Below are 12,269 nucleotides of genomic sequence, written 5' to 3' on the forward strand. Positions count from 1 at the left end.
CATTCGTCGATTGGCCGGGCAGTTCACCCTGCCCGTTCAAGGCGCATTAAGCGCGTGGCCGCAGTCTGACACGCGGAACCGCAGGCGCGCGGGCGCATAGCTATTTCGTGTGCCGACAAGCGGACGACACAAGAGGATTGTTGAAGAGGACGTGAAACCAGTGCGATATGCCTATTCCGTAACCGCCACCCTGCTTGCGGGTGGTGCCGCCCTTTCCCTCGCCGGGTTCCCGGCCGGAGCGCAGGTCGCCCAGAACGACGATTCGCAAATGGCCCGGGTCGTCCCGCGCGCCGGTGCGCCGGAGAGCTTCGCAGACCTGACCGAGCAATTGCAGCCGGCGGTGGTCAATATCTCCACCCGTCAGCGCATCGAAGTACAGTCCAGCGGTGGCAATCCCTTCGCCGGTACGCCTTTTGAAGGCCTCTTCAACCAGCGCCGCGGACAGCAACAGGATGCCGAGCCCCAGTTCCGCGAAGGCCAGTCGCTGGGTTCGGGCTTCCTGATTTCGGCAGATGGCTATGTCGTCACCAACAACCACGTCGTCAGCCCCAACGGGCGCGGCTCGGTCACGGAAATCACCGTCACCCTGCCCGATGGCAACGAATACGAGGCAGAGCTTGTCGGCACCGACCCGCAGTCGGACCTCGCCGTGCTCAAGGTCAGCCGCCGCGAGCCCTTCCCCTTCGTGAAGTTCGGCGATTCCGCCCAGGCCCGCGTGGGTGACTGGGTGATTGCCATCGGCAACCCCTTCGGCCTTGGCGGCACGGTGACGAGCGGTATCGTCTCGAGCGTGCTGCGCAGCGCCGGCGGCGGGGCCTACGACCGTTATCTCCAGACCGATGCCGCCATCAACCGCGGCAATTCGGGCGGTCCGCTGTTCGACATGCAGGGCAATGTGATCGGCGTGAACAACGCCATTATCTCGCCCACCGGAGGCAGCGTGGGTATCGGCTTTGCCATTCCCGCAGAGACGGCGGCTCCCATCGTCGACATGCTGGTCCGCGGGGTCGAAATCGAGCGCGGCTATCTCGGCATCCAGATCCAGCCGGTGAGCGACGATGTCGCCTCCTCGCTCGGCCTGCGCCGCAACCGCGGCGAGATCGTCCAGATGGTGCAGCCGGGTGAAGCTGCTGCACGCGCCGGTATCCAGCCGGGCGATATCGTGCTTTCGGTCAATGGCCGCGAAGTCACGCCCGACCAGACGTTGTCCTACCTCGTCGCGAATGTCGCTCCGGGCACGACGATCCCGGTCGAGATCATCCGCGATGGCGATCGCCGCCGCATCAATGTGACTGTCGGCAAGCGTCCGAGCGAGGATGAAATCCGGCAGAACCAGATGTTCGACCCCGATGCCGAACCCGAAGACGACATGGCGCCGAGCGACAATGCCGTCATCGAGGAAAGCCTTGGACTTCAGGTGCTGCCGCTGACCGCGACCATCGCGCGCCAGCTGGGTGCCGATGCCGATACGCGCGGCCTGGTGGTCGCATCGGTCGACCAGAACTCCGACGCAGCACGCAAGGGCCTGCGCCGCGGCGACATCATCCTGACCGCCAACTATCGCCCGGTGGTCGAGGTGGCAGACCTCGAGAAGACCATTCGCGGCGCGCAGGCAGACGACCGCGACGCGGTCCTGCTGCGGGTCCAGCGTCGTGGCGGCAGCCCGAGCTATATTGCGGTGCGCATGCGCTAAGCACTACCGCTCCGGCAGATACGAAAAAGCCCTCCCGGTTCGCGCCGGGTGGGCTTTTTGTTTGGCCGGGCGTCTGACCTAGTCCGGCGATCGCGTGGCCGTCGGCGAAGGCCGTGGACGGTCGCGTCCTATGACACCGTCGAGGAAGTCATCGTCGATGGCTTGCGGTGCGCCATCGGCCCCGCGACCGGTCGGGGGCTGACGTTGTCCCGGTACGCGCGCAGGCTGGCCCTGCTGGCGCGGACGCATGCCGTCTTCGCTGCCAAAGCCGTCCTCGCCGCCCTGCGGTGGCAGCGCTCCACCCGGCTCGTCATTGCGGCCGGGCTCGATGAGATTGCCCTGCTCGTCGATATAGTAATAGTCGTCGGGATCGCCGAAGAAGAAGTCGTCTTCCTCGTCCATCTGCCATTCGGGCAGCTGCAGTTCGGTATCGAATTCCTCGACCGGACGGTCCTTCACGGCATAGCGCATGAAGGCGGCAAAGGCCTGCGCCGGAGCGCGTCCGCCCTGCAGGCCGCCGACCCGCTTGTTGTCGTCGCGGCCCATCCACACGCCGGTGGTCACACCGCTGGAGAAGCCGACGAAATAGCCGTCCTTGTTCGAGCTGGTGGTCCCGGTCTTGCCCGCTACCGGGCGACCGATCTGCGCAGCGCGGCCCGTGCCCGTCTGCACGGCAGTCTGGAGCAGGTCGGTAATGCCGCGCGCGACATGGTCGGGCACCAGCTGCGTGCTGCGCGCACGCTCGTGCTGGTAGAGCAGTTCACCATCGCCGGTCGTTACCTTGACGATGCCGTAAGGCTCCACCGAAGCCCCACCAGCCGAGACCGCGGCAAAGGCACGGGTCATGTCGAGCAGGCGCACCTCGTTCGAACCCAGCACCATCGCCGGATAGGTGTTGATCGGCGTGGTGATGCCGAAGCGGCGCGCCATCGAGGCCACGGCGCTGAAGCCGACCTCGTTGCCCAGTTGCGCCGCGACCGTGTTGATCGAATAGGCGAAGGCGGTGCGCAGGTTCGTCTCGCCGATATTGCGGCCGTTGGAGTTCTTGGGGCTCCAGCCGCCGATCGAAACCGGCGTATCGACCACGCGGTCGTTGGGCGTGTAGCCTGCTTCCAGCGCGGCGAGGTAGACGAACAGCTTCCAGCTCGAGCCCGGCTGGCGCAGCGCATTGGTGGCGCGGTTGTAATTGGTCTCGACGTAATCGGTCCCGCCGACCAGCGCGAGGATCGCTCCGTCGCGGTCGAGGCTGACCAGCGCGCCCTGTGCGCCTTCGGGTGCATTGCCGGCAACGGCAGCGGTTGCGGCCTTCTGCATGCCGGGGTCGAGCGTGGTCCAGACCTCGATCGGTTCGAAAGTCTCGGGCAGCAGCAGGTCGAGCTGCGGCAGCGCCCAGTCGGTGAAATAGCGCACCGAATTGGTGCCGGTTTCCTGCTTCAGCTTGACCGCAGAGACATCGACCCGCGCTTCGCTTGCGGAAATCTTGCCCTGCTCGCGCATCAGGCTCAGCACCACGCCGGCACGGCCCACGGCGGCATCGACATCGGCGGTGGGCGAATAGCGGCTGGGTGCCTTCACCAGACCGGCGATGATCGCGGCCTCGGCGACCGAGAGTTCGGTTGCGGGATGGCTGAAGAACTTCCGGCTCGCCGAATCGATGCCATAGGCACCGCCGCCGAAATAGACCTTGTTGAGATAGAGCTCGAGGATCTGGTCCTTCGAGAACTTCCATTCGAGCGCCATCGCCAGCACCGCCTCGCGCAGCTTGCGGTCAAGCGTGCGGTTGGAATTGAGGAAGACGTTGCGCGCCAGCTGCTGGCTGATGGTCGAAGTACCACCCACGCGCGAACGCTCGCCGGTTATCCCCTCGATAACCGCGCCGGTCAGGCGAACCGGGTCGACGCCGAAATGCGAATGGAAGCGCTTGTCCTCGGTCGCGATCATTGCGTCCTTCATCACCTGCGGAATTTCATCCGAGGTGATCCACTTGCCGTAGCTGGGCCCGAGCTCGACCAGTTCCGAACCGTCGCGCGCGCGCACGACGATGGTCTGTGCGTTCTGGGTTGCCTTGAGCTGGTAATAGCTCGGCAGCGAGCGCGCGGCGAAAGCGACCGCAATGGCAAGGAATACGAGCCCGAGGACCGCCACCCCGCCTCCCCACAGGGCGATCCGCTTGAACCAGGTTTTGACGCGGCTGTAATCGCGTTTGCCCTCCGCCTCGGCCCGCGCTGCGCGTGCGGCGCGCTTCGAGCTTTTGCGGCGGCTGCCTCTCTTATCCATTCGCTGGCATTTCCCTCGTGACGAATTGCGGTGCCCTATATCTGCCACAATCTGTCATGGCGAGATGGAACCTCGGGTGAACGTTCATGCGTCGCCGGGAAAATTGCCGGCTCAATCCTCCGGCTCGAAATCGAGCGCGGCGGAATTGATACAATAGCGCAGCCCCGTCTCGCCCGGCCCGTCGGGAAAGACATGGCCAAGGTGCCCCTCGCATTTCGAACAGACGACCTCGGTGCGAATCATCCCGTGGCTGGTGTCGCGGTGTTCTTCGACCACCTCGCCATCGGCAGGGGCCGTGAAGCTGGGCCAGCCGCAGCCGCTTTCATACTTGTCGGAGCTTTCGAACAGGAGCTGGCCGCAGGCAGCGCAGTGATATTCACCATCCGCCTTGTTCTTGTCGTACTTGCCGGTGAAGGCCCGCTCGGTACCCTTCTCGCGCAGCACGTGGTATTGCTCTGGCGAGAGCCTTGCGCGCCATTCTTCTTCGGTCATTTCGAGCTTTTCCGTCACGGCTTGTCCTTTCGTGGGCGAAATCCCATATAGGGGCAACACAGGCGCGCTGCAGCCGGTTCCGCTTTCGCTCGACGATTTGCTTGACGATTCGGGGGTTCATGGCTAAGTGCGCCGCTTTCCGGCGGTACACCCGCCTTTTTCGACACGCCCAACCAGAATTTTCGCCGCTCTTTGCCGCGGCCCGCATTGAGGACAGATATGGCCAATACGCCGCAAGCCAAGAAGCGCATCCGTCGCAACACCCGCCGCGCCGAAATCAACGGTGCGCGCATGAGCCGCATCCGCGGTTTCGTGAAGAAGGTGGAAACCGCCTGCGAAGCCGGCGACAAGGACGCCGCACAGACCGCGCTCAAGGACGCCCAGCCCGAACTGGCTCGCGGTGTCGCTCGCGGCGTGATGCACAAGAACACCGCATCGCGTAAGCTCAGCCGTCTGAGCAAGCGCGTCGCCGCGCTCTGATTCGGCTCCGGCCGCGCGCCGGACATGCGATTCTGAAAGGGGTCGTCGCATTTAGCGGCGGCCCCTTTTGCTTTGGCTGTGCTGTTTTGGAACCGTTTGGGTTGCGCATCGCAATGCAACGCCCGTTGCCATCGGCTGCAAGTGTAGGGAAACTCGCGATTCGCACCCTCCCTCAAGTGAATTTCCCGTGATTCCAAACACATGAACGGAAGGCTGCGGCATAGGGGCGAGTCAACAAGTATATTTCAGGTTTTTTACAGTTATCCCCCTTGCGACTCATCCCGAGAGCGACTTACACAATGGTCATGCCCGGGGGGGACAGCCCGGGTTTTCACATCGATGGCCAAGGGGAGGGACCACCCGTGAATCGACTGATTCCGGGGCAGGGCGGAGCCGTGCCTACCCTCCTTCGAAGCGACTAGAGTGGTGGCGGCCTTGTGGGCCGTCGGGGGGATTATAGAACAATGACCAAATTGGGCGGCCCTTCGGGCAAGCGGAAGGCAACTGACGAAATGGAAGATCTTGATGCGGTGAACCTGGCCGCAGACTGGGCTGATATCAGCCAGGGTCTGCGCAAGGACCTGGGTCACCAGCTCCACAGCCAGTGGATCAAGCCGATCCAGCTGGGCAAGATCGATGCCGAAACCGGCACGCTCGACCTCTTCCTGCCGACCGAATTCAGCGCCAACTGGGTCAAGGACCGCTTTGCGGACCGCCTGAGCCTGGCATGGAAGATCGCTCGCAGCGAAGTGCGCAAGGTGGCCATCTCGGTCCACCCGGGCCGCCGCCAGGTCGCCGACCTTCGCCTCCACAATGACGGCCGCCGCGCTGCCAACGATGCCGACACCTCGATGATGGCGATCGGTGCCGACACGCTCGGCGATGCCGGTTTCACCTCGTCGGTGGGTCTCGACGCCAGCCTGACCTTCGCCGCTTTCGTGACGGGCGAAGCCAACATCCTCGCCTTCAACGCCGCGCAGCGCATGGCCGCGACCGAGAAGCCGCAGTTCAGCCCGCTCTACCTCAAGGCCGCCACCGGCCAGGGCAAGACGCACCTGCTGCACGCCATCGGCCACACCTTCCTGCAGACGCACAGCCGCAGCCGCATCTTCTACTGCAGCGCCGAGCGTTTCATGGTCGAATTCGTCCAGGCGCTGAAGGCCAACCGGATGATCGAATTCAAGGCCCGCCTGCGCAGCTTCGACCTGCTGCTGGTCGACGATATCCAGTTCATCATCGGCAAGGCATCGGCGCAGGAAGAACTGCTCTACACGATCGATGCGCTGCTCGCCGAAGGCAAGCGACTGGTGTTTGCCGCCGACCGCGCCCCGCAGGCATTGGACGGTGTCGAACCGCGCCTTCTCTCGCGCCTTTCGATGGGTCTCGTCGCCGACATCCAGCCGGCCGATATCGAACTGCGCAAGAAGATCCTGCATTCCAAGCTGTCGAAATTCGCGCCGCTGGCCGTACCCGAGGACGTGCTCGACTTCCTCGCCCGCACCATCACGCGCAACGTGCGTGAACTGGTCGGCGGTCTCAACAAGCTCATCGCTTACGCGCAGCTGACGGGACAGGAAGTCTCGCTCCAGCTCGCCGAAGAGCAGCTGACCGATATCCTTTCGGCCAACCGCCGCCGGATCACGATCGACGAGATCCAGCGCACCGTGTGCCAGTTCTACCGCATCGACCGCTCGGAAATGAGCAGCAAGCGCCGCGCCCGCGCCGTCGTGCGTCCGCGCCAGGTGGCGATGTACCTTTCCAAGGTGCTGACCCCGCGCAGCTATCCCGAAATCGGCCGTAAGTTCGGCGGCCGCGACCATTCGACCGTCATCCACGCCGTGCGCCTCATCGAGGACCTGCGCCAGCGCGATGCCGACATGGACGGCGATGTGCGCAGCCTGCTACGCCAGCTCGAAAGCTAAGAGAACACCCCAGCCCTTCGGTTCGCACTCACGCTGAGGGGGAGCGCTGTTCGACAGGTCCATCGCAGAGGCCTGTCGACAGTTTGCCAACATGCTGCCAACAGGCTGTCCATGAGCCTGTCCACCAAGCCTTACGAGCTTCCCGCCGGTATCTGGCAGACCCTGTGGCGCGGCACGCTGTGCCGCTGCCCGCGCTGCGGCGAGGGCAAATTGTTCCGCAAGTGGCTGAAACCGGTCGATAATTGCGCGCATTGCGGGCTCGACATCTCGGGCCAGCGCGCCGACGACTTGCCCGCCTATATCGGCATCTTCGTGACCGGGCATTTGCTGGCGCCGGTCATCATCGCGCTCATCACCGGCTTTGCGCTGTCGGCGTGGATGCTGCTCGCCATCATCATCCCGGTCGCCATCGTGATGCTGATCGGCCTGCTCCAGCCATCCAAAGGCGCGGTCATCGGCCTGCAGTGGTGGAACGGCATGCACGGCTTCCGCAAGGAGCGCCGGCCGGAAGAAACGCCCCAATGACGATGCTTGGCGAAGACAGGCTCGAGCGGTTCGCGCGCCATATCGTGCTGCCCGAAGTGGGCGGCGCGGGTCAGGCCGCGCTGGCGGGAAAGCACCTCGTGCTGGTCGGTCTCGGCGGTATCGGCAGCCCTGCCCTCCAGTACCTCGCCGCGGCAGGTATCGGAAAGCTGACGCTGGTCGACGACGACAAGGTCGATGCCAGCAACCTCCAGCGCCAGACGCTCTATAACGAGCGCGATATCGGCCACGGCAAGGCGGTTTCTGCCAAGCGCTGGGTGAAGCTGTTCGACCCCTTGCTCGAGGTCGAAATCAGCGACCGCCGCATCGATGCGGCCCGCGCCGCCACGCTGGTTGAGGGCGCGGACCTCGTCCTCGACGGCACCGACAATTTCGCCACCCGCCTCGCGGTTTCGGATGCCTGTGTGAAGGCAAGCGTACCGCTGCTTTCCGCCGCCGTGGGCCGTTTCCAAGGTCAGGTCGGGGCCTTCGCGGGGCACTTGCCGGACGAGGCCTGCTACCGCTGCTTCGTTGGCGATGCCTTCGATGCGGACGATTGCGACACCTGCGCCGAGGACGGCATGCTGGGCGCCATGGCCGGCTGGGTCGCCACCTTCGCCTCGCTCCACGCCATCCGCGTGCTGCTCGATGGGTCAAGCGCCTATGGCGACCCGCAATGGAGCCGGGTCAACCTCCTCGACGGGATGAAACCCGGCATGCGGCAATTCACGATTGCCAAGGACCCGGAATGCAAGGGGTGTTCGAACAGTGGCGGCCAATGACCTGACTGCTGACTTGTGACGGGAAATGGTCTATAGAAGTGTGCGCTGCCAGAAAGAGCAGTGAATTCAATGAATCCGGATCCAGGCATTGCATGGATCGAGTAGCGAGTCGCAAAACGATTGGCGAAGAGGAGGCATTGGCATGCCAAAAGGTGGTAACGGTGGCGGCGGCTCTGGAGGCGGTCCTGACAAGGGCGCTCAAGGCAAATCCTATTACGATCGGCGCGATGTAGATAATATCTGGGTCGGTACCGAACGTGACGATGTCATGTCGGGCAATGGTGGTAACGACACCATAGATGGCGGCGATGGCAACGACCGTATCTATGCAGGTGACGGCGATGACTATGCCGAGGGCGGCGCTGGCAACGACCTGATTACCGGAGGCAATGGCGACGACATCCTCATCGGCGGGGCGGGTGACGATTACATTCGAGGCGATGCAGGGACCGACACCATCACTGGCGGTGCTGGCGCAGACATGTTCGAGTTTATCGACCTGTCAGGCTCCAACCTGGTCGACGGCGTCGACACTATCACCGATTTCAATGCCAGCGAGGGTGACCGGATCGAGCTACGCCTGATCTCGGAATCGCTTACCTTCGTAGAGAACGCTGATGGCACCAGCGATCAGTTCACCTTGACCTATGATGGATCGGGGACGACCGTTCTCAACGTCTATCTCGCTGGCGATCTTGTCGCAGACCTGACCGTCAATCTTGCGGGAGAGATAACGAGTACCGACGGCTTCCTGTTCTGACAGGACGCGTATGAGAAGAACAAAACACACCCGATCTGGGAATTTAACCGGCGAGTAAATTTGCCACCCAATCCGGCACCAGGTGGCTTGCCAGGCCCTGTCGGCTTTCATCGAACCAGTAGGAACCCTCGCCGCGCTCCAGATTGAGTTCGAGCGTGCGCGCGCCGTACTCGCGCGCGTCGCGCACGAAGCCTGCTGCGGGATAGACCGCGCCCGAAGTGCCGATGCTTACGAACAGGTCCGCGCGGCGCAGGGCGGTGTAGATGCGCTCCATCTCGTAAGGCATCTCTCCAAACCAGACGACATCGGGCCTGAGCGCCTGCTCGCCGCATCCCGGGCAGGCGGGCTGGTCGAACAAGGTGTCGCTCCATGAATGCCGCGCCTCGCAGGCCGAGCACAGCGCGCTCAGCAATTCGCCATGCATGTGCAGGACGCGTTTCGCCCCGGCGCGTTCATGCAAGTCGTCCACATTCTGGGTGACGATGAGGAGGTCGCCTTCCCACTCCGCATCCAGCCTCGCCAGCGCCTCGTGTGCGGCGTTGGGCTTCACCTTCTGCACCGCCTCGCGCCGCGCGTCGTAGAAGCGCTGAACGAGGTCCGGGTCGCGCGCGAAGCCTTCGGGCGTGGCGACATCCTCCACCCGGTGCTGCTCCCACAGTCCCCCTGCATCGCGGAAGGTGTCGATGCCGCTCTCGGCGGAAATCCCTGCGCCCGTCAGGACGACGATGTTGCGGATATCTGTCATAGCCGCCATGAACCACGCGAAGCGAAGGAAAGACAATGGCAAATATTGGTGTGGTCGGCAGCGACGGGGCGATGGGCAAGGCGCTGCGCGATGTCATCGACGAATCCGGCCACGATTATTCGGGCGGCGCGGACAAGGGCGACGATGTGCAAAAGCTGGCCGCCGTCTCCGACGTGCTGGTCGATTTCTCCGCCCCCTCCGCGCTCCAGACCAATCTCGATGCAGCGGTGAAGGCAGGCATTCCCATCGTCATCGGCACGACCGGTCTCGGCGAGGCGCACCACAAGGCCATCGACCGCGCGGCCCAGGACATCGCCGTGCTCCAGACCGGAAACACCTCGCTCGGCGTGACGCTGCTCGCCCATCTCGTGCGCGAGGCGGCGAAGCGGCTCGACAGCGACTGGGACATCGAAATCGTCGAGATGCATCACCGCCGCAAGGTCGACGCACCTTCGGGCACTGCCTTGCTGCTGGGCGAGGCGGCGGCTGACGGGCGTGGCATCTCGCTGGAGGACAACAAGGAAAGCGGGCGCGACGGGAACACAGGCGCGCGCAAGGAAGGCACCATCGGCTTCGCGGCGCTGCGCGGCGGCACGGTGGCGGGCGAGCACAGCGTCATCCTCGCAGGTAACGAAGAGCGCATCACTCTCTCGCACAGCGCCGAAAACCGGATGATCTTCGCGCGCGGCGCCATCCGCGCTGCCGAATGGCTGCGAGGCCGCGAGGAAGGTCGCTACACGATGGAGCAGGTGCTCGGATTGTGAAGGGTTTTGCCGCCTCCAGCGGCATTTTTATCGCCGGCATCCTGCTGGTGAGCGGCTACGTCATGGCCTACTGGCACGGAGACGAAGCCTTTTTCGCCCCGTTCCTGCTGGCAGCTGCGGCGCTGGTCGGCCTGCCCCTGCTCTACTGGCTGAAGGCGACGCGCAAACTGCCCCGCCCGCTGGCGCGCACGGTGTTCGCGGCGATGCTCGGCGGAATTGCGACTTGCTGGCTCCCGCTGCTGGCAGGCTGGCAGGACAGCGGTGAATTCGGCATTCCGCTGGTGATATTCTCCGCCGTCTGGCTGGTCGCGGGTTTGCCGATATTGCGCGCCGGGATTAGGCATCGTCCCTGATGACAAAAGACCAGATTTTCGAGTTCTTCCGGCGACTGGCCGAAGACAATCCCTCGCCCGAGACCGAGCTGGAATACGGCAATTGCTACCAGCTTGTGGTGGCCGTGGCGCTCTCCGCGCAGGCGACCGACGTCGGCGTAAACAAAGCCACCCGCGCGCTCTTTCGCGAGGTCGAGACGCCGGAACAGATGCTGGAACTGGGCGAGGAGGGGCTGAAAGAGCACATCAAGACCATCGGCCTGTTCAATTCCAAGGCCAGGAACGTCATCCTGCTCAGCCAGCTGCTGGTCGATGAATATGGCGGCGAAGTCCCCGACACGCGCGAAGACTTGGTCCGGCTGCCCGGCGTGGGCCGCAAGACCGCCAATGTCGTGCTCAATTGCTGGTTCGGGCAGGAGACCTTCGCGGTCGACACGCATATTTTGCGGGTGGGCAATCGCACCGGCCTCGCCAAGGGCAAGACCCCCGAACAGGTCGAGGCCAAACTCGAAAAGCGCGTGCCCCAGCCCTTCCGCCTCGGCGCGCATCACTGGCTGATCCTGCACGGCCGCTATGTCTGCAAGGCGCGCACGCCGGAATGCTGGCGCTGCAAGGTCGCCGATCTGTGCAGCTACCGGAAGAAGGTACTGGAGAAGCCGAAGGGGCGATAAGCGGCTCCGGCCCACTTGAAGAGCGAAAGCCGCTGCGGCAATCTACCGGCGAGGGAGGATTGGAATGGAAACGCAGCTTGGCAATGGTCCCGCCGGAATCCGCGGCGACCTTTCGGCAACCGACCTGGCAAAGGCCCTGCGACAGGGCTGGCGCGACTTCGCGGCGCGGCCGCAATACGGCCTGTTCTTCGCATCCTTCTACGTCGCGGTGGGCATCGGCCTCTACTACCTGTTCATGGTCCGCGGAGAGACGCGCTGGCTGATTGCCGCGGTCGCCGGCTTCCCGCTGTTCGCTCCTTTCGCAGCTGTCGGGCTTTACGAGGTGAGCCGCAGGCTCGAGCAGGGCCTGCCGATGGGCTGGACCCACGTTTTGGGCGCGCTGCGCGGGCGCGGCGACGAGCAATTGCTGCTGATGGGCGGTATTATTTTCGTCGGCTTCAGTTTCTGGGTGATCATCGCGCACATGATCTTCGCGATCTTCGCCTCCGCCGCAGGCCTCGGCGAGGGGATGGCGTTCCTGACCTCGCAGATGGGCCTGACCATGCTTGCCGTGGGCGGGGCGATCGGCGCGATCATTGCCTTCATATTCTATGCCATGACCGTGATGAGCCTGCCCATGCTCGTCGACCGCGATGTCGATTTCATCACCGCGATCATCACCAGCTTCAAGGCGCTGTCGGCGAATTTCGCCGTGCTGCTGCTATGGGCCGTCATGATCGCAGTCGCGCTCTTCGCCGCGATCCTGCCGTACTTTCTCGGCCTGTTGGTCGTGCTGCCGGTGCTCGGCCATGCGACATGGCATCTCTACCGCCGCACGGTGGGCTAGCCG

At 64.0% G+C, this 12,269-nt stretch carries 13 protein-coding genes; 10 read left to right on the top strand and 3 right to left on the bottom strand.

The window, feature by feature from the left end; all coding sequences use genetic code 11:
- The first annotated feature begins 160 nt into the window (after nt 1-160).
- Nucleotides 161-1,693: a Do family serine endopeptidase gene (locus tag K3152_RS08810; protein ID WP_221574359.1), complete on the top strand. Its 1,533-nt coding sequence runs from the start codon at nt 161-163 to the stop codon at nt 1,691-1,693.
- A 78-nt stretch (nt 1,694-1,771) separates the two neighbouring features.
- Here K3152_RS08810 and K3152_RS08815 read toward each other — a convergent pair whose 3' ends face one another.
- On the bottom strand, nt 1,772-3,970 hold the full coding sequence (locus tag K3152_RS08815; RefSeq protein WP_221573767.1) for a transglycosylase domain-containing protein: 2,199 nt from the start codon (nt 3,968-3,970) through the stop codon (nt 1,772-1,774).
- A 111-nt stretch (nt 3,971-4,081) separates the two neighbouring features.
- On the bottom strand, nt 4,082-4,462 hold the full coding sequence (gene msrB, locus K3152_RS08820) for a peptide-methionine (R)-S-oxide reductase MsrB (RefSeq protein WP_221574360.1): 381 nt from the start codon (nt 4,460-4,462) through the stop codon (nt 4,082-4,084).
- A 219-nt stretch (nt 4,463-4,681) separates the two neighbouring features.
- Here msrB and rpsT point away from each other — a divergent pair, with 219 nt between their 5' ends.
- The 5 genes from rpsT (at nt 4,682) to K3152_RS08845 (ending at nt 8,928) form a co-directional block, all read left to right on the top strand.
- A complete protein-coding gene (rpsT, locus tag K3152_RS08825) occupies nt 4,682-4,942 on the top strand; it encodes a 30S ribosomal protein S20 (RefSeq protein WP_221573768.1) in 261 nt (86 codons plus the stop codon).
- 464 nt (nt 4,943-5,406) lie between these two features.
- Nucleotides 5,407-6,864: a chromosomal replication initiator protein DnaA gene (dnaA, locus tag K3152_RS08830; protein WP_221573769.1), complete on the top strand. Its 1,458-nt coding sequence runs from the start codon at nt 5,407-5,409 to the stop codon at nt 6,862-6,864.
- A 111-nt stretch (nt 6,865-6,975) separates the two neighbouring features.
- Complete coding sequence (locus K3152_RS08835) at nt 6,976-7,389, top strand: DUF983 domain-containing protein (protein ID WP_221573770.1); 414 nt, start codon at nt 6,976-6,978, stop codon at nt 7,387-7,389.
- A gap of 2 nt (nt 7,390-7,391) precedes the next feature.
- Nucleotides 7,392-8,168 carry a HesA/MoeB/ThiF family protein gene (locus tag K3152_RS08840; protein ID WP_425594679.1) on the top strand — a complete coding sequence of 259 codons (777 nt, stop codon included), beginning with the start codon at nt 7,392-7,394 and terminating at the stop codon, nt 8,166-8,168.
- A gap of 142 nt (nt 8,169-8,310) precedes the next feature.
- Entirely contained in the window at nt 8,311-8,928 is a 618-nt protein-coding gene (locus K3152_RS08845; protein ID WP_221573772.1) for a type I secretion C-terminal target domain-containing protein, read from the top strand.
- Between the two features lie 43 nt (nt 8,929-8,971).
- Here the strand turns inward: K3152_RS08845 and K3152_RS08850 are convergent, their stop codons facing one another.
- The gene (locus tag K3152_RS08850) at nt 8,972-9,673 is read right to left on the bottom strand and encodes an NAD-dependent deacylase (protein WP_221573773.1); all 702 of its coding nucleotides are present in this window, start codon (nt 9,671-9,673) and stop codon (nt 8,972-8,974) included.
- A 35-nt stretch (nt 9,674-9,708) separates the two neighbouring features.
- Between K3152_RS08850 and dapB the strand changes: the two genes are divergently transcribed.
- The 4 genes from dapB to K3152_RS08870 all read left to right on the top strand — a co-directional run bounded on the left by dapB (nt 9,709) and on the right by K3152_RS08870 (nt 12,266).
- Nucleotides 9,709-10,437, top strand: coding sequence for a 4-hydroxy-tetrahydrodipicolinate reductase (gene dapB / locus K3152_RS08855; protein ID WP_221573774.1), 729 nt, complete (start codon nt 9,709-9,711; stop codon nt 10,435-10,437).
- The gene (locus K3152_RS08860; RefSeq protein ID WP_221573775.1) at nt 10,434-10,790 is read left to right on the top strand and encodes a hypothetical protein; all 357 of its coding nucleotides are present in this window, start codon (nt 10,434-10,436) and stop codon (nt 10,788-10,790) included. Before dapB ends, K3152_RS08860 begins: the two co-directional genes overlap by 4 nt.
- Complete coding sequence (gene nth / locus K3152_RS08865) at nt 10,790-11,440, top strand: endonuclease III (RefSeq protein ID WP_221573776.1); 651 nt, start codon at nt 10,790-10,792, stop codon at nt 11,438-11,440. The genes K3152_RS08860 and nth overlap by 1 nt, the downstream gene beginning before the upstream one ends.
- A gap of 64 nt (nt 11,441-11,504) precedes the next feature.
- Entirely contained in the window at nt 11,505-12,266 is a 762-nt protein-coding gene (locus tag K3152_RS08870) for a DUF2189 domain-containing protein (RefSeq protein WP_221573777.1), read from the top strand.
- The last annotated feature ends 3 nt before the right edge of the window (nt 12,267-12,269 follow it).

Origin of the sequence: Qipengyuania polymorpha (assembly GCF_019711435.1) — a bacterium.
Taxonomy (GTDB): Bacteria; Pseudomonadota; Alphaproteobacteria; order Sphingomonadales; family Sphingomonadaceae; genus Qipengyuania; species Qipengyuania polymorpha.